Below are 24,811 nucleotides of genomic sequence, written 5' to 3'. Positions count from 1 at the left end.
GCACGAGCGATTTGACGACTGAATATCAAGTGATTCGCGTGTTAGCGGGCTATCAGATTCAGCGTTCTTTAATGAAGTTCGATATCGTCATAGGTGCGGGTTCATTAATCCATTTGGAGGAATTGCACAACAAAAAGACAATTCAACTGTAGGAGCAACTGTAGGAGATTGAGTGTAGGAAGTTAGGGAGCCATCGATCGACGCAAAGTTTCTCTCAAAAAGCAACCCTTCAGACACTTTGCGGCTCCCTTTACCCACAAAAAATCGCCCCCCAACTCAAAGCTAGAGGACGAATCACTTCTAAATCTTTAACTAAATCAAGCCTCAACTAGCTGTGACAGCCCCACGAGCGGCAGCAGCTTCATCTGGGTGAATGCCCAACCGAGTCAAATTCACGCGACCCCGATTGTCAATTTCACGAATCTTGACGATCACCTCATCGCCCAACGTCACCTCATCTTCGACCTTGCCGACCCGATGATCCGCCAGTTGAGAAATGTGGATCATGCCCTCCTTGCCAGGAAGAAACTCGACAAAGGCTCCGATCGGAATCACCCGCGTCACTTTGCCCACATAGACATCCCCTGCACTCAGCTTGCGCGTCATGCCTTGAATAATACTCCGGGCGCGTTTGGCCTTCTCGCCATCGACTGCGGAAATCGTAATCGTGCCATCATCGTCAATGTCGATTTTGGCTCCCGTTTCCTCAGTGATGCCCTTGATCGTTTTGCCACCAGGGCCAATGATCAGACCAATCAAATCCTGATCAATCTTGAGGGTGAGCAACCGAGGCGCAAAGGGTGACATGTCTTGGCGGGGCTTGTCGATCGCCTCCAGCATTTTGTTGAGAATATGAATCCGCGCAGGTTTCGCCTTGTTGATCGCGTCTGCAATCACACTCATGGGCAGGCCTGTGATCTTCATATCCAGTTGCAGAGCGGTAATCCCGGTGTCCGTTCCCGCGACTTTGAAATCCATATCGCCTAAGAAATCTTCGATACCCTGAATGTCGGTGAGGATACGAATTTCTTCACCTTCTTTGATCAACCCCATCGCAGCACCGCCCACAGGCTTGATCAACGGCACACCCGCATCCATCAGCGCCAGAGTCGAGCCAGAAACCGAACCCATCGAAGTCGAACCATTGGAAGACAGCACCTCAGAAACCACTCGGATCACGTAAGGAAACTGCTCTTTGGGCGGCAAGACGGGAACGATCGCACGTTCTGCCAGGGCACCGTGACCGATTTCTCGACGACCGGGCGATCGCATGGGGCGCGTTTCACCCACTGAGTAAGGCGGAAAGTTGTAGTGGTGCAGATAGCGCTTCTCTTCGTCGGGGTGCAAATCGTCAAGATCTTGAGCATCTCCCGGACTGCCCAACGTCACCGCCGACATCACCTGAGTCAATCCACGGTTAAACAAGCCGCTGCCATGCACCCGACGCGGCAACACGCCAACTCGACAGGAAATCGGGCGAATTTCATCTAGTTTGCGACCATCGACGCGCACACCGTCTTCGACAATTTGACGGCGCATCAGCGTTTTGGTGACATCCTTAAACGTATTGCTCAACGCTTTGGGATTGGCAACCGCCGCGACTTTGACCGGATCTTCTTCAGGAAGTTCGGCGATCGCTTCGACCACCGACTTTTTGACCGCATCTAGCGCCGTTTCTCTAACGTGCTTGTCTTTCTCAAATCTGCCTAAAATCTCTTTGACCGGAGCCGTCACTCGCTCTCGGATAAAGTCTTCTAGCGTGGGGTCGATCGCCGGCGCTTCTTCCTTCACCAGTTCAATACCCAGTTCTTTGATGAGTTCTAGCTGGGCAGCAATCAGATCGCGCACCGCTTCGTAGCCAAAATCGATCGCTTCGATCATGTCTTGCTCAGGCAGTTGATTTGCGCCCGCTTCGACCATGATTACGCCATCGGGCGTGCCTGCGACGACGAGATCCAGATCGCCCGATTCAATCTCTTTGTAGGTGGGATTGATCACAAAATCATCGCCGACTAAGCCAACGCGCACGGCGGCCATCGGCCCATTAAAGGGAATCTTGGCCAAGAGAACGGCGATCGAAGCGCCCGTCACCGCCAACACATCCGGAGGCACCATTTCATCCATCGACAGCGTAGTGGCTACAACCTGAATATCATCGCGTAGCCAGAGGGGAAATAAGGGGCGCAGCGGGCGATCGACTAGCCGACAGGTGAGAATTGCCTTTTCGGGGGGGCGGCCTTCTCGTCTCAGAAAGCCTCCGGGAATCCGACCCGCTGCGTACATTCGTTCTTCATAATCGACAAGGAGCGGTAGAAAATCGATGCCTTCTCGACCTTGGGCACGGGTTGCAGCGACCAAAACTGCCGTATCACCCGACTCGATTAACACCGAACCTCCAGCTTGGGGAGCGAGCAATCCAACTTTGAGTCGAATATCCCTACCATCAAAGGATATTGACTTCTCGAACTCTTGCATGAAGTGTCCTTTCCTTTCTTTGTTCTTTTTTTTCGTCCTGACGCAATCCTAACACTGATACACTTTTGCTGACTTTTTTAATGGTTGCAGCGTTCTAATTCGCGTCCAAAAATCGACAATTTAGGTCAGCATTATTGTTGAATCAGGAAGGAGTTTTGAGGGTTGGGGGTTGAAGATTGAGGGCTGGATTTTGAGGGCTGGATTTTGAGAACTTTACGCTTTTGTGGGTCAAACCAGCGATCGATAGAAAATCAGGGCATCAACCGTCTGATCCTCTAGTTGTACAGCGTTGGGAATGTGACCGATGATCTCAAAGTTGAGTGACTTCCAAAGCTGAATTGAGGCTGTGTTAGTGGCAAAGACGAGATTAAACATGATTGCGCTGTAACCAAGTGTAGGCGCTAACTCCAGCAAAGCTTCTCCCATGAGGCGACCGATCCCCAGACCTCGCATTTCAGGTTGTACAATAAAGCCAGCGTTACAAATATGGCTACAGCGTCCAGGAAAGTTGGGTTTGATGAAGAAGGCCGCTAAAATTTTGGTTTGATTAGTCGGGGAGGAAGGCGAACTGTTGCGAACGACAAAAGCATCTCCAACGAGCCAATAAGCGGCAAACTCAGTTTTAGAAAGGGGATGTTTCTGAGGATAGGTTTCTCCCTCGACGATCACCGCATTAAAAAGCGATCGCACCTTCTCTCCTTCAGCCGCTTGCATTTGGTCTAATCGAACTGTTTCACCGTTTCTTAAAGTTTTATCAAGCGGAAGTTGTACCATCATTTCAGACGATCGCAATACCATCATTATGTTAGCTAAATCAGGTTGATCGCTAAAATTTGGTGAGTGACAAACGAGACCCGCTACGCTAGAGACCCTGGACATTTACCTAAAATTCTGACTTTCCCCGACGTCCTGCTGCATTCTTTGTCGAGCGTGTCTGACTAAAACAATTTTAGGGATTTTTAACTCGAATGGCAGTTTTACATGGTAGTTGGATCTTCCAGTCGCAAGCGTTTCAAGACGAGCATGAACGTCCTTTGAGCGAGGGCTGTTTGCTGATATGGGGCGAAACCTGGCGCAGATTAGAAGAAGGAAAGCCAGAGCAGGCGCTAATTCCAGCCCATCCTTATGCCATGAGTCGATCGGAGCTAGTCGAGTTTTTAACTTCACTTCAACAAGTCAAAAGTCTCCGGTTGCCGCTTTTAAAAGAGTTAGAAGTGTCCAGTTCTACCAAACGAGACCGAAAGTCAGCTTCGACGATCGCGCCCTCTGACCGCTGGAAATCACAAGTTTTGGCACTGCCAACCGGGACACCCGATTCAGAAGAAGGATTAGTTCCGCAACTGTCGGCCGCATCGGGTCTGGGCGAGTCTGTTTTGTTAGCGCCGTGGAAACTTGAAGGACTGGCGTTGAATCCTCTGGAAGCGCTGAGGTTTTTGAATTCGCTGCCGCTAAGTGGCTTGAGTGACGAGGAATCGTTTGTGGGCGGCGATTTGCGCTATTGGTCACATGTGGCCCGCTGGAGTTGGGATCTGCTGGCACGATCGAAGTTTCTCCCCGGACTGACTGAGCAATTTGGCGTTTGGGAAGCGTTGCTTGACAGTTCCACCGATCAAGCGCGATTGGGGCATTTTGGTCGTCAGATGCCGTCAGTCTGTCGCACCTATCAGCAAAGTTTGGCAGAAACCTTCTCGATCAAACTGCCCCCAGAACCTCAAGCGCTGCTGTTGGACTTTTTGAATCAGGTCACGGATGCACAAGTCCGCCTGATGACCAGTCAGCAACCATTGAAACCGTCTCGTGACGCAATCGCCATTGATTCTCCGCTGCAAGAATGGCTACAATCCCTGGGTCAGCCTGCCAGACGGTTAGAGATCAGGGAACTTGATCGCCTCGAATCCGCCCTGACAGCCTGGAAAGCACCGTTACGGAATTATCAAACCGCTCAGTTTCGCACTTGTTTTCAGCTTGAACCGCCTGCCAACAACTATCAAAAAGATTGGACGCTGAACTATTGTTTACAAGCGATCGATGATCCTGATTTTCTGATCAGCGCTCCGATTATTTGGCAAAATCCCGTCGATCGATTTGCTTATTTGGGACGCACGATCGACCATCCCCAAGAGACGTTATTGATGGGATTGGGATTGGCTTCTCGTGTCTACAATCTGATCGAACCAAGCCTTGAAGAAGCCCGCCCGCAAGTGTGTCACCTGAATCCGACTCAAGCCTACGACTTTATTATGAATATGGCTTGGAGATTGCAAGACAGCGGATTGGGAGTGATTTTGCCTGCGAGTTTGGCAAATCGGGGCGGCTGGGCGAATAAGCTGGGACTCAAAATTCGAGCCTCTACGCCGACCAGAAAAAAAGTACGATTGGGATTGCAAAGTCTGCTAAATTTTGAATGGGAGCTATCCATTGGCGGACACAGCTTATCGAAAGCAGAATTCGATCGCCTGGTCGCGATGAACACTCCCTTAGTCGAAATCAATGGGGAATGGGTGGAGTTGCGATCGCAGGACATTCGATCCGCCCAGTCGTTTTTTGCAGCCCGCAAAGATCAGACAACGCTCTCACTTGAGGATGCGCTGCGGATTAGTAGTGGTGACACACAGACGATCGAGAAGCTGCCCGTGGTCAGTTTTGAAGCGTCCGGTGCCCTGCAAGAATTGGTGACGACTCTGACCGGAAACCAGCCCGTCGAAGAAATAGAGACCCCAAAGGATTTTCAAGGCGAACTGCGTCCCTATCAATCGCGCGGCGTAGCGTGGCTGACCTTTCTGGAACGGTGGGGCTTGGGAGCCTGTCTCGCCGACGATATGGGTTTGGGCAAAACGATTCAATTCATCGCCTTTTTGTTGCATCTTAAGCAGCAGGGCAATTTGGAGCAGCCAATTTTATTAGTGTGTCCGACTTCGGTGCTGGGAAACTGGGAGCGAGAGGTGAAAAAGTTTGCCCCGACGCTCAAAGCGATCGTTCATCATGGCGAGAAACGTCCCCAGGGAGCGACTTTCACCAAAGAAGCGAAGAAATACAATCTGGTGATTACCAGCTATACCCTGGTGCAGCGAGATCTCAAAGCGTTGACGACCGTTCCCTGGCAGGGCGTGGTCTTAGACGAAGCGCAAAATATCAAGAATGTCGAGTCAAAACAATCGCAAGCCGTTCGGCAGTTAGAAACTCAGTTTCGCATCGCCCTAACTGGAACGCCCGTCGAAAATCGGCTATCTGAACTGTGGTCAATTCTGGACTTTTTGAATCCGGGCTATCTAGGGCCTAAAAACTTTTTTCAGCGGCGATTTGCCATTCCGATCGAGCGATACGGCGACACGACTTCTCTACAAACATTGCGATCGCTGGCTCAACCTTTTATTTTGCGGCGACTGAAGACCGATCGTGACATCATTCAAGACCTGCCCGACAAACAAGAGATGACCGTCTTTTGTGGACTGTCGGCCGAGCAGGCGGCACTCTATCAAGGCGTGGTCGATCGTTCTCTCAAAGACATCGAAGCCGCTGAAGGCATCCAGCGTAAGGGAATTATTCTGGCACTGCTCACCAAACTTAAGCAAATCTGCAACCATCCAGGACTGCTTAAAACAGAAGAAACCGATCAGCCCATTCCTGACCCTGACAGTTCAATCTTTCAATCTCGATCGGGTAAACTGCAACGCTTAGAAGAAATGCTCGAAGAAGCGGTGGCGGAGGGCGATCGGGCCTTAATTTTCACGCAGTTTGCAGAATGGGGAAAACTTCTCAAAGCCCATCTCGAAAAGCAACTGGGACGAGAAACGCTCTTTCTGTATGGCGGCAGTTCCAAAAAGCAGCGAGAAGAAATGATCGATCGCTTCCAACAAGATCCTCAAGGGCCGCGCATTTTCATTCTGTCGCTCAAAGCGGGCGGTGTCGGGTTAAATCTAACTCGCGCCAATCACGTCTTTCACTTCGATCGCTGGTGGAATCCGGCTGTCGAAAACCAGGCAACCGATCGTGTCTTTCGCATCGGACAAACTCGCAACGTTCAGGTTCACAAATTTGTTTGCACTGGCACCTTAGAAGAGCGCATTCACGAGATGATCGAAAGCAAAAAAGCGCTTGCAGAACAGGTAATTGGCGCTGGTGAAAGCTGGCTCACAGACCTCGACACCGACCAACTACGGAATTTGCTGCTACTCGATCGCAGTGCCGTGATCGGAGAAGAATAGCCTACTAAGTTTGCGTGAATTTGACCCCCTGGGGGTAACTCGATTTCGAGTTTTTTGCTTCGTTTTAGTCAGCTTCTGCCCCCTAAATCCCCCAATTCTGGGAGACTTTGAGACAAGATATTGTTCGGTTCAAATAGCAAAAGTCCCCGAAACGATGAACGATCGAGGACTTTTATAGAGATTTAACCGACTAGATTAGCCGTTGATTGCAGGAGCTTGTAGAGCAATTGGAGTTGCCTCTTCACAAGCCAGATCCAGCGGGAAGTTGTGAGCATTGCGCTCGTGCATCACTTCCATCCCCAAGTTGGCACGATTGATCATGTCAGCCCAAGTGTTGATGACTCGACCCTGAGAATCGAGAACCGACTGGTTAAAGTTAAAGCCGTTCAGGTTAAATGCCATCGTGCTGACACCTAAAGCGGTAAACCAGATCCCAACGACGGGCCACGCACCCAAGAAGAAGTGCAGCGATCGCGAGTTGTTAAACGACGCATATTGGAAGATCAACCGACCAAAGTAGCCGTGAGCCGCCACAATGTTGTAGGTTTCTTCTTCCTGACCGAACTTGTAGCCCGCGTTCTGCGTTTCGTTTTCGGTTGTCTCACGCACCAGAGAAGAGGTGACGAGTGAGCCGTGCATCGCCGAAAACAAGCTGCCACCAAACACACCCGCGACACCCAACATGTGGAAGGGATGCATCAAAATGTTGTGTTCAGCTTGAAACACGATCATAAAGTTGAAGGTGCCAGAGATTCCCAGAGGCATTCCATCTGAGAAGCTGCCTTGACCGATCGGGTAGATCAACAAAACAGCCAGCGCAGCCGACAAAGGAGCAGAATAGGCAACGCAAATCCAGGGACGCATTCCCAGACGGTAGCTGAGTTCCCATTGACGACCCATATAGCAAAAAATGCCAATCAGGAAGTGGAGAACAACCAGTTGGTAAGGGCCACCGTTGTACAGCCATTCATCCAGAGAAGCGGCTTCCCAGATGGGGTAAAAGTGCAAGCCGATCGCGTTGGAGGAAGGAACAACTGCACCCGAAATAATGTTGTTGCCAAACATCAGGGAGCCAGCTACAGGCTCACGAATGCCGTCAATATCAACGGGGGGCGCAGCGATAAATGCAATGATGAAGCAGATCGTTGCAGACAGCAAAGTGGGGATCATGAGAACCCCAAACCAGCCGACATAAATCCGGTTATCGGTGCTGGTCACCCAGTCACAAAACCGATCCCACAGATTGCCGCCGTCGCGTCTTTCTAATGTTGTGGTCATAGTGGTGATAATTGCGTGAAACGACAAAAAATATAGCCGTAACGAATGAATCGGCAAATAATTTACCTGCATTCATCTTACGGATATTTATCTTCATTTTTCTAGGGGGTTTTTGTTAATTTTCTTGAGCGATCGTGCTTGCACTTTTACGAGTTTTCAAGGCTTTTCGGCACTAGTTCTTTTACAAAAGTTCATTAACAAAAATCTTGTTTCTTTATAAAAACTTAGAGAATGAATTCGGGTTGTTTCAAGCATTCCCAAGTCAAACTTTCTTAATTTATAAACATCTTTTGCAATGTAAAGTTTACAATTCCTTACATCAAAAAAGCGCCCTCATCGAGAACGCTTCATCATTTTAAGATTCTCTCCTTCCAGAAATGGAAACACCCAAGCGCTGATTTCTTCTAGAGATGCAAATGAATTGATGAACGAGTCTAAAGCAGCTTTCGCATCCGATCGTTTTCCTGACTCTTTCAGAAATACAAATTGTTCATACAAACCCGCGTTCATTTAAATTCATCCTACCTGCAATTTTACGAAACGCCGGGTTAGTCAAAAGGGTCTGTGGGGGTGCCTTGATGAAACACCATCTGCCAGCCTGATGAATCAAGCCGCCAGATCGACGATCGATTAGTGTGCCTGAACAATTCTCCCGATGTGTTCACGTGAGCCGATCGGTAGGTGAGTAATGCGATCGAATCTGAAAGCTTGTTCATAGCAAAGTCTTGAGCATGGATCTGTGACGGCTCCGGATCAGTCGGCAACAACATCAAGGTGCGATCGCGCGTGTATGAGGCTCCTGATCGACCAAACTCTCTAAAGTCAGGAGCAAGCAACTGTGACAGACGATCTCGATCGCCTCGGCACTTCGGCTGATGAAGCTCACACTCTAATTCGCGGAGCGTGGACAACAGTGACAGCTCATCCATAGGGCCATGACTTCATATGAAATATCTAAATGACAAATGAAGCGCTTAGTTATGTGTGGACACACAAACTATTCATCACAATTTACTCATCAATATATTTATACAGAACATTCATATAAAGTTGTGGGTAGCTTGCATGTACGATCTGTTAATAGAATTTAGCCGACGATCAGCTTTGTGCGGATTCGTTTATTTGCTGTTGAAGCTGTTGGACTTCTTCGATCGATAACCCTGTTCCACGGGCAACAGATTCGACCGACAAGCCATCTCGTAGAAAGTTGAGTGCGATCACCCGCGTCTTTTCTTCCTCAGCCTCTCTCCAGATTGAACGATAAACCGTAGATTCTTGCATGGTGTCTCTCCGCAACAGACGATAAATCACTTCTTGCTCTAATTTTAACCCGGCTAAAATTCCTGACGCTGCCATTAAATTCGCTTTGGTCGTGGGGTCTGCAATCTGCTCTACTCTTTGAGCCACTTGGCGCAGCGTTTCCTCTGCATCTGCACTTTGCCCTAGCACCGCAAAGGGAACCAACCCAGGATATTGCAGAAACAGTGAAGCAGGCTGCTCCCACAGTCGAATCACATCAAACTCATGACGGGTTCGTTCCACCGTAAAACTGGTTTGATAGACCAACTCAGAAGCCGTCTGCTTTAGGTAAATCACGACTTGCCGCATAGATTTGTTGGGGTCTTTGCGGTACATTCGCACCCGATAATCCAGAATGCGGAAGGGAATCATATTCTTTGGCAGAGTTTGAAACTCAATGTGCAAAATGGATTTGTCTGACTCCAGCAAAATCAGAGCATCGGCACGAATCGGATCGAGTGAGAGTTCGGAGGGTTGAAGTTCGGTCATCGTGACAGATTCTCCGAGCAGCCACCTGGCAAAGTCTGAGGAGAAGTGTTCAGCAAGGTATCGGTAGGTATCGTCGTACATCGAAAATAGAGCAATTGTACGCTGAGAGATACCAGTTTAGTTTTGAACAACTCTAAAATTCGATGAATGATCGCCACATCACGATCATTTCCCTATTCTCACGAATTTTCAAGGCTTTTCGGCACTAGTTCTTTTACAAAAGTTCATTAACAAAAATCTGGTTTCTTTATAAAAACTTAGAGAATGAATTCAGGTTGTTTCAAGCATTCCTAAGTCAAACTTTCTTAATTTATAAACATCTTTTGCAATCTAAAAGTTACAATTCCTCATATCAAAAGAGCGCTCTTGTCAGGAACGCTCAATCATTTGGACAACAGTACTAGAATCCTTCTATAGTCTGCTGCGATCGGATTATTAAACGGCTGCTAGCGCCAATCGTCTAATACAAAAACGTCTGATCGACTGTAACCAGCCTCATTTGGCTTGTGCATCACGACACCAATGATTTCAGTGCGAAAACGTCGAGCAACCATTCTGGTATAGGCTGCATCATGACTAGTATTCACTCCAGCCACGAGACGCAACATTTTTTGAGCCGCTCCGTAGCCTTCACACCGATCGAGCAACTGTTCAAACTGTTCTCCTGCTCGTATTCCTGGGCGCACTGCCCCAAACTTGATCGAGCAGACATCACTACCCGCTTCGCTACCTGCACCACAATGACAAATTGCAAATCCTGCTAGACCTGTCTCATCCCACAGCAAAACGGTATCACCTAAATTTTGAGCATGGACGGCTAGAATCTCACGCGATAGATCTAGCCCAGAATAAATTGCATCTGTAAGTTGAAAACACTCTTTGAGACAATCAGATTGCTGCTGCGGGTCGAGTTTAGAGTAGTTCGTTGTAACTAAGTTTTGCTGACCTGCCTGAATCGGTTTCGCCATAATAAAGGTCAGAAAGCGTGGGTAAAATCCAAACTTCTGATAGAGTGCATGGTGCTTTGGGCTATTTGGAAAAGTAAACAGCCCAGCCTGTCGCGTTCCCCATTGAGCAAATTGAGCCATCACAGGTTCTATTAGACGTTGAGCAATGCCTTGATCCCAATAGTCAGGATGAACACTAAGCGGCCCAACAACACCAACGCTCCCCCAAGAAATAGCGATATTGGAGCCAGCTAGTTTCCCATCAATCTCGGCAGCAAATGCCGCTGTCGGATCAACGTTCCATCGGGATTTAATGTAGTCTGCGTCACCGCTAAAATCGGTGGGTTGAGGCAATCCAACAAATGTGCCAAAGGCAAGTCGGAAGATATGTTCAGCGATCGATAGTTCCTCTTCCTGAAGGAGCCGAATTGAGATGTTCATAACGGCGCTCTCTGCTGTCAGTGTGAGAAGTTTAGCAATAAATTCTTGCAAACCTAGAACAACGAGTTTTAATCTTTACCAAGAGCCAACAACCTCCTCAAGTGTGAGGGAGAAGGTCTAACGTTCCTAGTCAGCGGTTGTGACAGACTTTGCAATATACAAATGGCTTTGGTCAATCCGCTGCACTAGGGTTGTTAGGATGCGCTTGGACAGAAGGAAGAAGGAACTACCATGACTGCCTAATTTCTATTGACCTTTCACCTTGTTGGATAGCATTCTCAATTTGTTGAAATATGTTACGCACTCCAATAATTAGAGGGGTAAAAATTGCCTCTCGATCTTTGGATAGACTCTTTAGAATGCAAAGGCCGGATAAAGAATCTGCTATTCCTGTCTCCACTCCAAAATTATGATAAGAAGTATCTGTTGTCATCCAAGCAAGATTGAGAGGTAGATATAGCTTTATATCTTCTACTTCGAGATATAGGTGAGGATCTTTCTTGTAAACTCCATGCATCTTAGGCTTTTCGTGATACTTATTCCAAAACTTAATATTTTTTGATTTAAAGTCAGTTTGAAAGAATTCAAAAGTGCATCCAACAAAATCTTTAGTTAAATTATTTGCGTTTTGTAGGTTTAAGACTTTTGGCTGCCAACACTTTAGCAACTCTGTTATAAATGCCATAAGCGCATGGTAATCATCATAGGGTAAAGCACGTATACTGCCTAGATCATCCAAATTCTTTGCAGGAATACTTGCAAAGCGAATTCCACTTGCAGCAGCAATATTAAGCAGTCTATGAATATTCACATAATGAGTAAGAAAAGGCTGATATTGCCAAATGTGCAACCTGTCAAAATTATGATTTATGTGGTCAATCTTTCTAATTATTCCATCTTCTCTTTTTGTTTTGGATATCTCTCTGTCAACAAACTCATATACTTGTCGTAGCTTTTCGATTTCTAGGCACTGAATTTTTGTAAGCAAAATCTTGAAGTCTATAATATTATCACTTTCATGAAAATCAAAATAACCTTGTGTATCAAACATTTTATAGCTTTGCTGCCTTCCCTTTAGAATAAAAACATATAGTCGCGAGTATTCCTCATATAGTTTATGTCCAATGAACTTTTCAATAGTTGTCTTGACTTTTTGTCGGCTAGTTGTGGATGTAACTTGAACTGCAATTTTATTTGATGAGTCGCCCAAATCAATCCCTGCTTGATTAGAATTGATTGAGTTTAGGTTTTCAAGCTGAAAATCAAAGACAATATTGAGCAGGTCTTTTACAAAATCCTCTGCAAGAATCCCTAAATCATGTAAATTAGATGCTGTGCGGAACTCGATGGATTGCTGCAAAAGAGCCAAGTTGTTACTGATCTCTTTAAAGTAGGTTTCTCTGGTCAGTACCATATCTATAAAATATGTCTGTCTTGGTTTGCTGATGACTTAATATCAGAGTTCCCTTTATTAACGCTGAAATTAATGAGGTGATCTTTAAATAATCGGAAGGGACACTTGGTAGACAACCTGACGATACTAAATCTAGTAGGCATTAGCAGATAAGAATATGGTTACATCCCTACAGGGGGTTAAGCAGCCTAACAATAGAATTTAGCCAACGATCGCTCAACTTCTAACCAACACCCGCGATCGTCAGCAATCCTTTAAACAAACGCATTCCATCAACACCGCCCAGGGCTGGGTCAGCCGATCGCTCCGGGTGAGGCATCATTCCCAACACATTACCCGATCGATTACAAATGCCCGCAATGTGGTTCAGCGATCCGTTGGGGTTGCTAACTGGATCAGATTCACCAGAGGAATTGCAGTAGCGAAACAAAACTTGCTGATTGTCTTCGAGCGCCTTGAGCGTGTCAGCATCCGCGTAATAGCTGCCTTCTCCATGCGCGATCGGCAACGTAATCACTTCTCCAGTTTGATAAGCCTGCGTCCAGGGTAAATCGGTACGCTCAACTTTTAGCGGGACGCGATCGCAGACGAAATGCAAATCTCGATTTCTCACCAGTGCCCCCGGCAACAAACCCGCCTCCGTCAGCACTTGAAACCCGTTACAGATCCCCAGCACCCGTTTGCCCTGTTCTGCATGTTGAATCGTAGACTGCATCGCCGGAGAAAATCGAGCGATCGCCCCACAGCGCAAATAATCGCCATAGCTAAACCCCCCCGGAACAACGACCACATCAATATCCGAAAGATCACTTTCCTCGTGCCAAATCATGCGCGTCGGCTGATCAAGTAACCCCTGCGTCACCCAAACCACATCGCGATCGCAATTCGACCCCGGAAACACCAAAACCCCAAATTTCATCCTTCCTCCCTCATCCCTCATCCCTTCCAAAATCCCTGATCTATGAACCTATATTCAATGGTGTAGACAATTGCTTGAGATCAAACCGATAATTTTCAATAACGGGGTTGGCGAGAAGCTGGTCACAGACGCGATCGAGTTGTTCACGCGCCGCCGCTTCATCTTCTGCGTTCAGCGTTAGCTCAATGTATTTGCCAATTCTGATTTGCTCAACGTTGTCGTATCCCATATGAGTTAATCCCGATCGCACCGCCGTCCCCGCCGGATCTAACACCGAAGGGCGAAGAGTAACATAGATTTGAGCTTGATATTTCTGAGTCACAGCCATGTCCTGATTGCTACAAAGACCGTCTTGAATGCTAACAGCTTTATCATTCTAAGACTGCACCACCCCAAAGCTGTGGTTCTCAATCAGAAAGCGCAGAATTTCGATTTTATTTTGGACGCACCCATGAAAGCACAACGCACCCGCAGTCAAGAACGAATCCTGGACATCTTAAAGACCTTAAACAAAGCGATTTCTGCTCAAGATCTCTATGTCGAACTGCGGAATCGAGACCTGAGCATGGGGCTGGCAACGGTCTATCGTGCCCTGGAGTCACTCAAGCTAGAAGGTATGGTGCAAGTGCGGACGTTGGCCAATGGAGAAGCGCTTTATAGTCTGGTGCAAGAAGACAAACACCATCTCACCTGCGTTCAGTGTGGTAGCTCAGTGGCGATCGACCAGTGCCCCGTCCACGCTTTAGAATCTCAACTGCACGACTCTTACCAGTTCAAAATCTACTATCACATGCTGGAGTTTTTTGGTCTTTGCACCCAATGTCAGACCACAAATGCGGCTAAAGGATGAAGGAGAACGATCGATTCAGTCAGGGAATGGAAGCCGCGTAGCTCGTCAGGCAACCATCCCACACACGCTAGTTCTTCTCGCTCTTTTCCTCTTCGCTCTTGGGAGCCTCAACAGAAGGACTGCCCTGGACTTGCGGAGCCGCTTCAGATTGAGGAGCCACCGGAGCCGGACTGGTCGCACCAGGACTAGCTGGAGTCGCACCAGGCATCGTCACTTTAGGAGGCGCATCACTCGCAGCCTGTTGAATCTGATCCTTATATTGAGCAGGAGCCAACGAAGCAGCCGTCTCAAACAAAGGTTTCGCCTCGTCTTTTTTGCCCTGTTCTTTTAGCACCAAAGCTTTGTAAAACACGGGCTGAAAATCTTGCTTGTTGGTTTTGATGGCTTCGTCAAAGACGTTGAGGGCTTCGTCAAATCGCTTCTGAGATGCAAAAACCTTACCCAACAAAACTTGAATCGCCGTCGTATCCACACTGCCCGTTTGAGCTTTATTCGCTTGAGGCGCATTCTTTAGCGTGTCTTGTAGAAGCCCGATCGCCGCTTCCGGTCGTTTTTGCTCAATCAACAATCCGGCTAACCCTTGCAGGGCATTCAAATCGCCAGGTTTGGTATTGAGAATATTGCGGTAAGCCTGAGCAGATCCTTCGAGGTCACCCGTCTGCTGTCTTGCCTGAGCCAACAGAACGCCGTATTCCGTCTGAGTTGGGTTTGCTTTAGACAGTCTTTCTAACGGATCGATCGCGCCCTTGACATCATTCAATCGCAGTTTGGCTTCTAGCAATCCTCGCAGCGCTGTTTGATTGTCAGGTTCACGCTTAAGAACTTCTTCGTACCCTCTGGCTTGCGCCTCAACGTCTGCCTTTTTGGCCTCGATCGACTGGGCTGGACTGGGAACCGCCTTTGCCTGTTGGGTCGGACTATTAAACGTCGAGGCAATGAGAGGAATAATGGACACTCCTAACAAGCCCACCGTGGCGATGATTAGCACCACATTTAGCAGCCACCGATTTTTCCGCTTTTCTTCAGCCACAAGATTGCCTCAAACTCAACAGGATACAATATAGTCCCTGAATGACTGGATCGACAGGCCACGATCGACAACTCTCAGCGCCTAAAAGCGGTCGATCGTTCACGCTTCAAAAATTACTCTTAAAGGTTGACCAAAATTAGCCTGCTGCTTGCACCGTTCGCTGACCCGTCGGAGACGCTGCTGAAGTTTGAGGTTGAGGGGCAGGATCAACGGCCGTAAATTCAATATGGTTGAGCAGCGTTGTCACAAAGGCAAACAGCAAAAATGGCAGAGACAACACCAGCACCAATCCGACCGTAGCCAACGCATACACAGGACGACTCGCACCCATCAGAGCCATTGCCGCCGCCAAACTAATAAACAGCACGATCAGCCAAACAATAATTTGACCGTAAATATCGCCAAACGAAAGGGTACATGTAACGCGGTATTTTTCGATATTCATGAATTTTCCTCTCAACGCCTGTCTCAAAGGTTTGACCTAGAGGTTGACTTCTTGAAGTTTGTTTAGAAAGCAAGATTGGTCTGCTGCAATGCGAAAACCAACCTCAAACAAGAGGTCTCGTCTGTTCTTAGCGTAAAGGCCCCATCAGGTTTTGGGCAATTTCTCAACGTTACTGCAAGGTTCTTAATTTTTCTTTACAAATAGTTAAGCTTACCGAAATTGAGCGGAAAGCCCCTCGCCTTTAGGCATGGGGATGGATAGCGACGGCGCGGTAGCGCCAATCTCTCACGACAAGGAACGCAGAAATTCACGTACAACGTCTGTCTTGGTTCGCTTTGACTTTTTAGCATAGCGCTCAAGCTTTTTCATTTCCTCCTCGGAGACTCTAACGTGAAGTTGTTTTTCAGTCATGCTGTGTACTCATCTGGTACACTCATTCTAGTGGCAAGGTAATCAACCACTTAAAAAACCTGGTTGTCGAAAGACACGCTGCACCTTGATAATTGAATCTATGCGGTTCTACTGCATGGTTCTAGTTCCCTCCTCGCAGTCGGTAAAAGATTTAGAGGAGCTAGACGACCAGCCTTTTGAAGCGAATTGGCTTCAGAATTAAACAGGACTCGCACTCGTGCGAATAGGGTAGGGCATACCCGAATTAACGCTTGGGGAGAATCCCACCTCTGGGCTAGAGACTGCAAGGAATCTAGTGGTCTGTCAAAGTTAGATTGAGGGATAATCAGGGGATGAAGTCATAGGTTGAAATGATCATGCCTCAAAAGAAATACATCGTTTCCCTCAACGCTGAAGAACGGCAGTTTCTAGAACACTTGACCACCACTGGAAAAGCGTCCGTCGCTGCCGTTAACCATGCTCGGATCTGGCTCAAAGCAGACATCAATCAACCCAATGGCGGCTGGAAAGATGAAGCGATCCGAGATGCGCTTGAGATCAGCGTGTCCACCATTGAGCGAGTGCGAGAGCGATTTGTGGAAGAAAGCCTAGAAGCGTGCTTGAAGCCGCGCCCTCGGCAGCGGTCTCGCCGTCGGTGTTTAGATGGGGAGCAAGAAGCGCATCTGATTGCCATCGCTTGTAGTTCAGCCCCTGCTGGACAAGCTCGATGGACGTTGCGGCTCCTGGCAGATCGCCTGGTGGAAGTCGGCGAGGTCGAACAGATTTCTCATGAAACCGTGCGCCAAACGCTAAAAAAACTGAACTTAAGCCTTGGTTAAAAGAATGCTGGGTGATTCCGCCGGAAGCCAACGCTGAATTTGTGTGTCAGATGGAGGAAGTGTTGCAGCTCTACACCAGCCGAGAAGACCCTCGCTATCCTTTAGTGTGCTTCGACGAAAGCTCCAAACAATTAATCAGCGAAACTCAGATTCCTCAACCTGTCGAGCCTGGAAAACCTCCTCGCTATGACTATCAGTATGAACGCAACGGCACGGCTAATCTCTTCATGTTTTTCGCGCCTCTACTGGGCTGGCGACACGTTGAAGTCACCGACCAACGCACTCAGCTTGATTATGCCCAGCAAATGAAATATCTCGTGGATCACTGCTTCCCCGATGCGGTCAAAATTCGAGTCGTGCAGGATAATCTCAATACGCATGTCCCGGCATCTCTTTACAAAGCCTTCCCCGCGCCAGAAGCTCGGCGGATTCTTAACCAATTAGAGTTCCACTACACCCCCAAGCATGGCAGTTGGTTAGATATGGCAGAAATAGAACTCAGTGTTCTATCGCGTCCATGTTTAGATCGGCGCATTCCAGACAAACTCACTTTGACCCAAGAGATTGCGGCTTGGGAGCAGGCACGTAATGCTCAGGGTCATGCAGTGGACTGGCGCTTCACCACTCAAGATGCTCGGATTAAACTCAAGCGGCTTTATCCCTCAGTATAATCTTGACAGACCACTACGTTAAGTGGTTTCGTTGAGCCAAGAATTCCCTCGCCTTTAGGCATGGGGAGTGTCAATTGCGCCCTTCTTCGATCCACTCCCCCATATAAGAGATGAGTAAGAAGATCAGAGCCACGCTGATCGCAGTGAGTCGAGTCGTCACTCCATTTAAGAAAATTCCATTTAGGAAAAGACTGTAGAACCCACCTAGGCTAAAAAATGTGGTGAGAGCAATGACGATCGCTCCTGGCACTTTTGTTTTGATTGCGGTTGAGAGAACGTTTTGCAGATCACGGGAGGCTTTTTCTTGATCGATCGGGTTTTTGCTAAAAAGGTATTTCCTCAACTGTCGAGTTTTGAAAAGCGTGAACAGCTTGCTGCGGGTGGCGGCGTAGAGGTCTGGTTTGAGAGAAAGTGCTTTGTCAAAGTTGGCGATCGCGCCTTCATATCGCTCCATGCTTCTCAGGGTCAGGCCTCTTTTGTGCCAGAGGGTTGAGTCGTCGGGTCGGAGTTTGAGAGCTTGGTCGTAGCTGGCGATCGCTTCGTCAAAGAGCGCCACTTTTTTTAAGGCGGCCCCTCGACTTCCCCAGACATCCGCATCCAATTTGAGTGCGAGAGATTGGTCGTAGCATTCTGCTGCTTCTTCGTAATGATTGAGCCAGTAGAGTGCGTTGCCCTGTTGACTCCAGGCGGCTGCATCCTGGGGATTGAGGCGGGTGAGTTGTTTGTAGCTGTCTAAAGCGTCTTCTCGGCGATTGAGAAACCAGAGAATGTTTGCCCGATCGCTCCAGGCTTCTTTGAGGTCTTCACAGTTAACGGCTTTGTTGTAATAGATTAGCGCTTCTTTATAACGATGCATCAGGGCGGCAAGCTTGCCTTTCTCTAACCAGGCCTGGGCGCTGTCTGGCTGAAGGATTAACGCTTGATCAAAACTGGCGATCGCGGCTTTGTACTTCGACTTCTGTTTCTGAATCTTGCCGCGACCGATCCAGGCTTCGGGGTAGTGAGGATTGAGTTCTAACGCTCGATCGAAGCTGACGAGAGCCGGATCAAGTCGGGCGATCGCGCTTAAAGCCATTCCTCGCTGATACCAGGCTTCTTCACACTCTGGATGTTGATCTAATGCCTGGTCGTAGTAAGTCAGCGCGTCTGAATAATGTTCCTCCTGAGCCGCTTGATTGCCTTTTTGCAGCAGATCGGGCAGTGATAGCGCGGTGGATTCTTCGGGTAAAAAATCTTCGTCTCGGCTCATCGGCGGAACCCTCGTAAATAGTAGACTGACTGTTGCAGCTTGGAGCGTTTGGAATGCCCGCTGCTGAATTTGCTAACCAATAGGATTTGATTATGAGCGCAGAAACTGACCCCGCAAAAATTATGAAACAGCAGGTGGGAGTCGCCGCCGCCGCCAGGGTGCAGTCTGGTTCTATTGTAGGGCTGGGCACTGGGTCAACGACTGCTTATGCCATTCAAGCGTTGGGCGATCGCCTCAAGTCGGGTGACCTCAAAGATATCAAAGGGGTGCCGACCTCGTTTCAGGCGATCGTTCTCGCACGGCAATATGGAATTCCGCTGGTGTCGCTGGATGAGATTGATGGCATTGATATCGCGATCGATGGAGCGGATGAAGTTGACCCTCAGAAGAATTTGATCAAAGGGGGCGGTGCGGCTCACACTCAGGAGAAGATTGTCGATAGTTTAGCGGCTCAGTTTATTGTCGTAGTAGATGGCGGCAAACTGGTGGATCAGTTGGGTTCAACCTTTTTGTTGCCTGTGGAAGTGATTCCGATGGCGGTGACTCCGGTGATGAAAGCGATCGCTAAACTCGGTGGCAAACCCGAACTGCGGATGGGCATCAAAAAAGCCGGGCCGGTTGTCACCGATCAAGGCAATCTGGTGGTAGACGTGAAGTTCGATCGCATCGATAACCCTGCCGAACTCGAAAAAACGTTGAACAACATTCCCGGCGTTCTCGAAAACGGCTTGTTTGTCAATGTTGCCGATGTGGTGCTGATTGGCGAGATTAAGGATGGACAGCCGATCGTTCGTGAAATGTAAAACAGGGCGAGGGATGAGTTTTTATGGTCTCTCAAGCTTGGAAGCGATCTCTTCAAGTTACCTGCAAGGGGTCGTTTTCCTCAAAGGCTGGAGTAGATTCACCGATTTATTGCAACGATCGCAGCATTTGCCCAACCGAAATCACACAGTCTGGAAATGCCAGGGGTGCAATTTGGCTCTCTTCTGCCAAAGCGATCTCGGATTGATAGCCATTTTGACTGGGCGATCGATAGACGTGAAGCACACGCTGATTCACATCTAAGATCCAATACTCTACGATTCCCGATCGGGCATAACTGGGGGCTTTTACCTCGCGATCGTATTTCAGCGTCGTGTCTGACACCTCAATTAGCCAAAAAACTTCTGAGGGAATGGGGTGATGGTTCTCGTAATAGCCTGGATCTGGGGCAACGATCGCGATATCTGGCTCTGGTTCAGAGTAGTCATTCAACCGAATGGGGTCTTGCAGTCTGAGCAGCGCTTGACTCCCCAACTGAGTTCTCAACAATCCCTCAACCCGACTTACGGCTGCACTGTGTGCTGTCCCTTTGGCTGCCATTTTGATCAGTTGCCCCTCCAGTAACTCAACCCGCTCCTCTGGTCGAAAAATTCCAGCTTCTGCGATGCGGTGATAGTCCTGGACGGAAATGCGGCGTAGAGCGATCGCGCTATCCATAGGTCGCTTGAGCAAAAGTTTCACGGGGATGTCCCTATCTTAAGGCGGCGATGTCATCCCTGAAGGGGGTTGTTTTGCATCGTTTTGATTGAAGGGTCAATGCGATCGCGCCAACAACATAAAAGCTGCAACAAAACCTGTAAACGTCCAAGCATTTGCCGCAAACGTCTTGGCAAAACTTAAAAATGTTCAAGCATTTGCTGTAAATGTCTTAACAAAACCTGTAAATGTCTTAACAAAACCTGTAAATGCCCCAACAAAATCTGTAAACGTCAATTACTTGCCCACCAAACCACTCAACTTCTTGAAAATCTGCAAAACTTTGTACAGATCATTGGTTCGGTTGAGCAAAAAAACACGTCCGACAGAGCATAGCGCGGCTCTGAAGGTAGGGCCAGTTTCACAAATAAAAACTCGCTGCCATTTATGACAATTCCGAAGTTTGGTTTTTCTTGAGTCACGCTTGCCAACCTATAGACCAACGCTTGAGGAAATGCTTTGGTTAGCGCCAACTCTGAGTTTTTGGCTCCGATCGCCGCAACCCAAATCGCCAGAATCCCACATGAACTCGTTAGGATAGTCTCTAGAGTTTTTTCCCTGCCCAATGCTGAATTAAAAACTCACAGCGCAAATCCCTTCATCCCTCATCCTTCATCCCTCATCCCTTTCCTATGCTCTATCGCCGCTTTGGACGCACCAATCTACAAATCCCCGTCTTCTCTTGTGGGGGAATGCGCTATCAGTACAAGTGGCAAGATGTCTCCGAGCGTGAGATTCCTGCTGATGGTCAAGAAAACTTAGAGAATACGATTCGGCGATCGCTCGACGTGGGCATCAATCATATTGAGACGGCTCGCGGCTACGGCACTTCAGAAATGCAGTTGGGCCAAATCTTGCCAAAGTTGCCTCGCGAAAAGCTAATTGTGCAAACCAAGATCGAACCCTCAGCCGACCCCAAAGCGTTTCTCAAAACCTTTGAACAATCGCTGCGCTATCTGAAGCTAGATTACGTCGATTTATTGGGATTCCACGGAGTCAATTTAGAAAGTCATTTAGACGAGTCGATCCGTCCGGGTGGCTGCCTCGAAGTGGCGCGAAAGCTTCAAGAACAGGGCAAAGTCCGGTTTGTTGGCTTCTCAACTCACGGATCAACCGATCTGATTGTGAAAACCATTCAGACCAATCAATTTGATTACGTCAATCTGCACTGGTATTACATCAACCAGCAAAACTGGGAAGCGATCGCCGCCGCCAATCGACACGACATGGGCGTATTTATCATCAGTCCTTCTAACAAAGGTGGATTGCTTTACCAACCGTCGCCGCGATTATTGGATCTGTGTGCGCCATTGAGTCCGATCGTCTTCAACAATTTATTTTGCCTGAGCCATCCACAAGTTCACACGTTGAGCGTTGGGGCTGCCCGTCCCCAAGATTTTGACGAACATCTGAAAACGTTGGATTTGTTGGATCGCGCCGCCGAAATTTTGCCCCCGATTATCGAGCGACTGGAAAAGGCCGCGATCGAACGCCTGGGCGAAGACTGGCTCAACACCTGGCGAATAGGTCTCCCGACTCACGAACAAACCCCCGGCGGCTTGAATATTCCCGTCGTTTTGTGGCTGCGAAATCTGGCGATCGCCTACGACATGACCGACTACGCCAAAATGCGCTACAACCTTCTAGGTCAGGCAAATCATTGGTTTCCGGGTGTGAGAGCAGAGGCGATCGATTCCTCAGCCTTGAAAGAATGCCTGTCCAACAGTCCCCACGCCGACAAAATTCCCGACTTGCTGACCGAAACTCATCAACTTTTGGCAGGTGAAGTGGTCAAGCGTCTCAGAAGCGATTGAATCGTGAAGCAGAATCTCATCCTTTCACAATCAGGCTTCAGATAAGAGGCTTTTGGGAAGAGTCTACGTTTCAAAGTCCCCCAAAATGGGGGATTGGGGGGCAGAAGCCGTGAACAACGAAGCGAAAATCGCGATCTCTTCGAGTTACCCGCAAGGGGTCGCTTCGAGTTACCCGCAGGGGGTCGCGTTGAGTTAACCCAACGTCAGTTCGATGAGAGTGACTCGCTTCGTTTCGATCGGCTTCTGCCCCCTAAATCCCCCAATTTTGGGGGACTTTTGGACAAGATCTCTCGTTCAAAGTCCCCCAAAATTGGGGGATTTAGGGGGCAGAAGTGCTGAACAACGGAGCGGAAAAACTCCATCGAATTCACGTTAACCCATAGACGATCAGGCCCACTCCCAAGCAGATTCTCTGACCACAAATATTCTTTCCAAACATCAAAACGGATTGCAGATTTGTGAGATCCAGGTATGCTGATCTGAGTGCATTTGCTCAATAGAAAGCCTTCCTCAAATCATTCGATTCTGTTCGCCCTTCTGCTTCTACAATTTCTGTTAATTCATCAAAATTTTTTCTGTGATTGCCATTTATCCTGGTAGCTTTGATCCCATCACCCTTGGGCACCTCGACATCATTACACGCGGGACTCGGCTGTGCGATCGCGTGATTGTGGCAGTCCTGCGAAACCCCAACAAAGTGCCTTTATTTACCGTCCAACAACGGATGGAGCAGATTAGCCATGCCACCCGTCATCTTGATAACGTAGAAGTAGATAGTTTTGAAGGGCTAACGGTGACCTATGCCCAGATGCGAGGCGCTACTGCTCTCCTACGAGGGTTGCGCGCCGTCTCAGACTTTGAAATGGAGTTGCAGATGGCGCATACTAACAAAACCCTGTTTGACCAAATCGAGACCATATTTCTGGCCACCTCGAATGAGTACAGCTTTCTCAGTAGTAGCGTGGTCAAAGAAGTTGCCAAATTTGGCGGCCCGATCGACCATCTCGTTCCCCAACATGTCGCTCTAGATATTTACCAATGCTACGCCAAGAATCATCCAGCATAAGTCCCGATAACTCTGCAAACGGAGCTTCTCAAGGTCGAGCCGCTTACGCAGAGGGCGCACGAGTGGGCAATCCCGACATTCAGCAAGAACTCAATCGGCTGGAGGAGATGATTCTCGACAGTCCTCGCCTGCTGTGGAGTCGGCGCACCCTTGTCGATGAAGATCAGTTTCTCGATCAGCTTGATTTGGTGCGGTTGAGCCTGCCAGAAGCGTTTCACGAAGCTGAGGAGATTGTTCGCCAAAAAGACGAAATTCTCATTCAGGCAGAGCAGTATGCCCAGGATATGATCGAGGCGGCCGAGCGGCGAGCGGCTCAGATTCTAAACGAGACGGGGATCATTCGTCAGGCAGAGTTAGAGGCTCAACAAATTCGTGTTCAGGTGCAAGAAGAGTGTGAAGTCATCCAACAGCAAACCCTTGCTGAAATTGAGCATAAGCGTCGTCAGGCTCAACAAGATTTAGACGAGTTGCGGCGGCTGGCGATCGAAGAATGTGAAGACATCCAAAACGGCGCTGACCAATACGCCGATAAAGTACTTCGCGATATGGAAGCTCAGATGGCAGAGATGACGCGCATCATTCGCAACGGTCGCCAACAATTGCAGATCAATCAACCCGAAGCGCAGCGTGTCAAAGAGAGCGGAGTGAGTCGAGCGGGGCAAAAGGGGAGCGATCGTAAGAGCTAAAATATTCAAAACTTCTGATTCTTTTTCAGCATGGTTAAAGCCTCAGTGAATTGGACTCCGCCGTAAAGTCAGCCGAACATGCAGCGTTTTTGCAACGATCATCTCAGCGCTAATTCGCCGACTTGAACGAATCATCCGGGACGGTTAACAATCAATCTGCTGATGAAAAGACGTGAATTATGTCCCGACGAAGACTTTCACTGAGCTTGAGTTTGTCGATCGCCCTCAATTTTCTCTTCTGGACTCTGCTGATTCTGTACTATTGGTTTCCTGGCTACGAATTAAGAGGTCGCTATAGTGGGCTGATCCTCTTGTTGCTGACGCTGGCAGCTTCGCTGTGGGCCGTCTTGCAAACCGTCACTTCGGCCAAGTCTCGCGCTTTGAGGGCGATCGTGCTCATTCCTTCAGCGCTGTCAATTCCTCTACTGGCAGTCTTGACCCTGTGGCTTTTATTCGTTTTACAGTTTCGAGAACCCTGCTTGACGGTTTCTACTTCGCCCAGCGGTCGGCACTCTGTCACGGTTGAAAGCTGGTGTTTTCCATTAGATGGCGGTTGCCACACTTACGTCTATCTCAATCAAGCCATTTTTAGCAAAGAAATTAAGGGAATCTATACCAGCGAACGGGTTTGTCAGCTTAAAGATGCGACGATCGTCCAATGGAGCGCCGACGAATCCAGGATCGATCTGTCAAATAGTCTGATCAAGCAAACGATCGAATTGCCAGACTCCAGTCGATCGTAGAAAAACCTCTGGCGCTTGGCGCAATTACGAAGGTTCGATCGCC

The 24,811-nt window shown here is 48.4% G+C and carries 22 protein-coding genes; 8 read left to right on the top strand and 14 right to left on the bottom strand.

What is annotated here, in order from left to right:
- Window positions 1-324: 324 nt before the first annotated feature.
- The gene (locus tag ACJ2PR_RS09185; RefSeq protein ID WP_446856493.1) at window positions 325-2,475 is read right to left on the bottom strand and encodes a polyribonucleotide nucleotidyltransferase; all 2,151 of its coding nucleotides are present in this window, start codon (window positions 2,473-2,475) and stop codon (window positions 325-327) included.
- Between the two features lie 228 nt (window positions 2,476-2,703).
- A complete protein-coding gene (locus ACJ2PR_RS09180) occupies window positions 2,704-3,276 on the bottom strand; it encodes an N-acetyltransferase family protein (protein ID WP_446876801.1) in 573 nt (190 codons plus the stop codon).
- Window positions 3,277-3,443: 167 nt separating this feature from the next.
- On the opposite strand from ACJ2PR_RS09180, the gene ACJ2PR_RS09175 reads away from it, so the two are divergent.
- The gene (locus ACJ2PR_RS09175) at window positions 3,444-6,680 is read left to right on the top strand and encodes a DEAD/DEAH box helicase (RefSeq protein ID WP_446876800.1); all 3,237 of its coding nucleotides are present in this window, start codon (window positions 3,444-3,446) and stop codon (window positions 6,678-6,680) included.
- A gap of 195 nt (window positions 6,681-6,875) precedes the next feature.
- Here the strand turns inward: ACJ2PR_RS09175 and psbA are convergent, their stop codons facing one another.
- The 7 genes from psbA to purS all read right to left on the bottom strand — a co-directional run bounded on the left by psbA (window position 6,876) and on the right by purS (window position 13,795).
- Window positions 6,876-7,958: a photosystem II q(b) protein gene (psbA, locus tag ACJ2PR_RS09170; protein WP_446869285.1), complete on the bottom strand. Its 1,083-nt coding sequence runs from the start codon at window positions 7,956-7,958 to the stop codon at window positions 6,876-6,878.
- A 548-nt stretch (window positions 7,959-8,506) separates the two neighbouring features.
- Window positions 8,507-8,887 carry a nuclear transport factor 2 family protein gene (locus ACJ2PR_RS09165; protein ID WP_446876799.1) on the bottom strand — a complete coding sequence of 127 codons (381 nt, stop codon included), beginning with the start codon at window positions 8,885-8,887 and terminating at the stop codon, window positions 8,507-8,509.
- Between the two features lie 169 nt (window positions 8,888-9,056).
- Entirely contained in the window at window positions 9,057-9,827 is a 771-nt protein-coding gene (locus tag ACJ2PR_RS09160) for an Rpn family recombination-promoting nuclease/putative transposase (protein ID WP_446876798.1), read from the bottom strand.
- A gap of 365 nt (window positions 9,828-10,192) precedes the next feature.
- Window positions 10,193-11,134, bottom strand: coding sequence for a GNAT family N-acetyltransferase (locus tag ACJ2PR_RS09155; protein ID WP_446876797.1), 942 nt, complete (start codon window positions 11,132-11,134; stop codon window positions 10,193-10,195).
- Window positions 11,135-11,360: 226 nt separating this feature from the next.
- Window positions 11,361-12,548, bottom strand: a complete 1,188-nt coding sequence (locus tag ACJ2PR_RS09150; protein ID WP_446876796.1) for an SMEK domain-containing protein — start codon at window positions 12,546-12,548, stop codon at window positions 11,361-11,363.
- A 223-nt stretch (window positions 12,549-12,771) separates the two neighbouring features.
- Window positions 12,772-13,467, bottom strand: a complete 696-nt coding sequence (gene purQ, locus ACJ2PR_RS09145) for a phosphoribosylformylglycinamidine synthase subunit PurQ (RefSeq protein WP_446869283.1) — start codon at window positions 13,465-13,467, stop codon at window positions 12,772-12,774.
- A gap of 40 nt (window positions 13,468-13,507) precedes the next feature.
- Window positions 13,508-13,795 carry a phosphoribosylformylglycinamidine synthase subunit PurS gene (gene purS / locus ACJ2PR_RS09140; protein WP_446876795.1) on the bottom strand — a complete coding sequence of 96 codons (288 nt, stop codon included), beginning with the start codon at window positions 13,793-13,795 and terminating at the stop codon, window positions 13,508-13,510.
- Between the two features lie 123 nt (window positions 13,796-13,918).
- On the opposite strand from purS, the gene ACJ2PR_RS09135 reads away from it, so the two are divergent.
- The gene (locus tag ACJ2PR_RS09135; protein WP_446869282.1) at window positions 13,919-14,317 is read left to right on the top strand and encodes a Fur family transcriptional regulator; all 399 of its coding nucleotides are present in this window, start codon (window positions 13,919-13,921) and stop codon (window positions 14,315-14,317) included.
- Window positions 14,318-14,384: 67 nt separating this feature from the next.
- Here the strand turns inward: ACJ2PR_RS09135 and ACJ2PR_RS09130 are convergent, their stop codons facing one another.
- From ACJ2PR_RS09130 to ACJ2PR_RS09120, 3 genes are all read right to left on the bottom strand, one after another.
- On the bottom strand, window positions 14,385-15,347 hold the full coding sequence (locus ACJ2PR_RS09130; RefSeq protein ID WP_446876794.1) for a tetratricopeptide repeat protein: 963 nt from the start codon (window positions 15,345-15,347) through the stop codon (window positions 14,385-14,387).
- 136 nt (window positions 15,348-15,483) lie between these two features.
- Window positions 15,484-15,792: a hypothetical protein gene (locus ACJ2PR_RS09125; protein WP_446856484.1), complete on the bottom strand. Its 309-nt coding sequence runs from the start codon at window positions 15,790-15,792 to the stop codon at window positions 15,484-15,486.
- Between the two features lie 285 nt (window positions 15,793-16,077).
- On the bottom strand, window positions 16,078-16,203 hold the full coding sequence (locus tag ACJ2PR_RS09120) for a ribbon-helix-helix protein, CopG family (RefSeq protein WP_446866859.1): 126 nt from the start codon (window positions 16,201-16,203) through the stop codon (window positions 16,078-16,080).
- Window positions 16,204-16,559: 356 nt separating this feature from the next.
- On the opposite strand from ACJ2PR_RS09120, the gene ACJ2PR_RS09115 reads away from it, so the two are divergent.
- A protein-coding gene (locus ACJ2PR_RS09115; protein WP_446876793.1) for an IS630 family transposase occupies window positions 16,560-17,692 on the top strand; the annotation gives its coding sequence in 2 pieces (ribosomal slippage) (window positions 16,560-17,001 and window positions 17,001-17,692; 1,134 coding nt in all).
- Between the two features lie 70 nt (window positions 17,693-17,762).
- Here ACJ2PR_RS09115 and ACJ2PR_RS09110 read toward each other — a convergent pair.
- A complete protein-coding gene (locus tag ACJ2PR_RS09110; protein WP_446876792.1) occupies window positions 17,763-18,941 on the bottom strand; it encodes a tetratricopeptide repeat protein in 1,179 nt (392 codons plus the stop codon).
- 92 nt (window positions 18,942-19,033) lie between these two features.
- On the opposite strand from ACJ2PR_RS09110, the gene rpiA reads away from it, so the two are divergent.
- Complete coding sequence (gene rpiA / locus ACJ2PR_RS09105) at window positions 19,034-19,744, top strand: ribose-5-phosphate isomerase RpiA (RefSeq protein ID WP_446856482.1); 711 nt, start codon at window positions 19,034-19,036, stop codon at window positions 19,742-19,744.
- A gap of 106 nt (window positions 19,745-19,850) precedes the next feature.
- On the opposite strand, the gene ACJ2PR_RS09100 is transcribed toward rpiA, so the two are convergent.
- A complete protein-coding gene (locus tag ACJ2PR_RS09100) occupies window positions 19,851-20,444 on the bottom strand; it encodes a Uma2 family endonuclease (RefSeq protein WP_446876791.1) in 594 nt (197 codons plus the stop codon).
- Window positions 20,445-21,091: 647 nt separating this feature from the next.
- Between ACJ2PR_RS09100 and ACJ2PR_RS09095 the strand changes: the two genes are divergently transcribed.
- From ACJ2PR_RS09095 to ACJ2PR_RS09080, 4 genes are all read left to right on the top strand, one after another.
- Entirely contained in the window at window positions 21,092-22,273 is a 1,182-nt protein-coding gene (locus ACJ2PR_RS09095; RefSeq protein WP_446876790.1) for an aldo/keto reductase, read from the top strand.
- 577 nt (window positions 22,274-22,850) lie between these two features.
- A complete protein-coding gene (gene coaD / locus ACJ2PR_RS09090; protein WP_446856479.1) occupies window positions 22,851-23,339 on the top strand; it encodes a pantetheine-phosphate adenylyltransferase in 489 nt (162 codons plus the stop codon).
- The gene (locus tag ACJ2PR_RS09085) at window positions 23,312-24,025 is read left to right on the top strand and encodes a hypothetical protein (protein WP_446876789.1); all 714 of its coding nucleotides are present in this window, start codon (window positions 23,312-23,314) and stop codon (window positions 24,023-24,025) included. Before coaD ends, ACJ2PR_RS09085 begins: the two co-directional genes overlap by 28 nt.
- A gap of 179 nt (window positions 24,026-24,204) precedes the next feature.
- The gene (locus ACJ2PR_RS09080) at window positions 24,205-24,768 is read left to right on the top strand and encodes a hypothetical protein (RefSeq protein WP_446876788.1); all 564 of its coding nucleotides are present in this window, start codon (window positions 24,205-24,207) and stop codon (window positions 24,766-24,768) included.
- Window positions 24,769-24,811 lie beyond the last annotated feature (43 nt).

It is taken from the genome of Phormidesmis sp. 146-33 (assembly GCF_052939515.1).
Note: the sequence above shows the minus strand (reverse complement) of the source record. Positions and strands in the feature narration are given on the sequence as shown.

Excerpts from the sequence above, each read along its gene's own strand:
- ACJ2PR_RS09080 (WP_446876788.1), top strand. The coding sequence starts at position 24,205 with ATGTCCCGACGAAGACTTTCACTGAGCTTGAGTTTGTCGATCGCCCTC.
- ACJ2PR_RS09125 (WP_446856484.1), bottom strand. The coding sequence starts at position 15,792 with ATGAATATCGAAAAATACCGCGTTACATGTACCCTTTCGTTTGGCGAT.
- ACJ2PR_RS09180 (WP_446876801.1), bottom strand. The coding sequence starts at position 3,276 with ATGATGGTATTGCGATCGTCTGAAATGATGGTACAACTTCCGCTTGAT.
- ACJ2PR_RS09085 (WP_446876789.1), top strand. The coding sequence starts at position 23,312 with ATGCTACGCCAAGAATCATCCAGCATAAGTCCCGATAACTCTGCAAAC.
- rpiA (WP_446856482.1), top strand. The coding sequence starts at position 19,034 with ATGAGCGCAGAAACTGACCCCGCAAAAATTATGAAACAGCAGGTGGGA.
- ACJ2PR_RS09165 (WP_446876799.1), bottom strand. The coding sequence starts at position 8,887 with ATGGATGAGCTGTCACTGTTGTCCACGCTCCGCGAATTAGAGTGTGAG.
- ACJ2PR_RS09095 (WP_446876790.1), top strand. The coding sequence starts at position 21,092 with ATGCTCTATCGCCGCTTTGGACGCACCAATCTACAAATCCCCGTCTTC.
- purQ (WP_446869283.1), bottom strand. The coding sequence starts at position 13,467 with ATGAAATTTGGGGTTTTGGTGTTTCCGGGGTCGAATTGCGATCGCGAT.
- ACJ2PR_RS09185 (WP_446856493.1), bottom strand. The coding sequence starts at position 2,475 with ATGCAAGAGTTCGAGAAGTCAATATCCTTTGATGGTAGGGATATTCGA.
- ACJ2PR_RS09160 (WP_446876798.1), bottom strand. The coding sequence starts at position 9,827 with ATGTACGACGATACCTACCGATACCTTGCTGAACACTTCTCCTCAGAC.
- ACJ2PR_RS09110 (WP_446876792.1), bottom strand. The coding sequence starts at position 18,941 with ATGAGCCGAGACGAAGATTTTTTACCCGAAGAATCCACCGCGCTATCA.
- purS (WP_446876795.1), bottom strand. The coding sequence starts at position 13,795 with ATGGCTGTGACTCAGAAATATCAAGCTCAAATCTATGTTACTCTTCGC.
- ACJ2PR_RS09155 (WP_446876797.1), bottom strand. The coding sequence starts at position 11,134 with ATGAACATCTCAATTCGGCTCCTTCAGGAAGAGGAACTATCGATCGCT.
- ACJ2PR_RS09175 (WP_446876800.1), top strand. The coding sequence starts at position 3,444 with ATGGCAGTTTTACATGGTAGTTGGATCTTCCAGTCGCAAGCGTTTCAA.
- psbA (WP_446869285.1), bottom strand. The coding sequence starts at position 7,958 with ATGACCACAACATTAGAAAGACGCGACGGCGGCAATCTGTGGGATCGG.
- ACJ2PR_RS09135 (WP_446869282.1), top strand. The coding sequence starts at position 13,919 with ATGAAAGCACAACGCACCCGCAGTCAAGAACGAATCCTGGACATCTTA.
- ACJ2PR_RS09150 (WP_446876796.1), bottom strand. The coding sequence starts at position 12,548 with ATGGTACTGACCAGAGAAACCTACTTTAAAGAGATCAGTAACAACTTG.
- ACJ2PR_RS09120 (WP_446866859.1), bottom strand. The coding sequence starts at position 16,203 with ATGACTGAAAAACAACTTCACGTTAGAGTCTCCGAGGAGGAAATGAAA.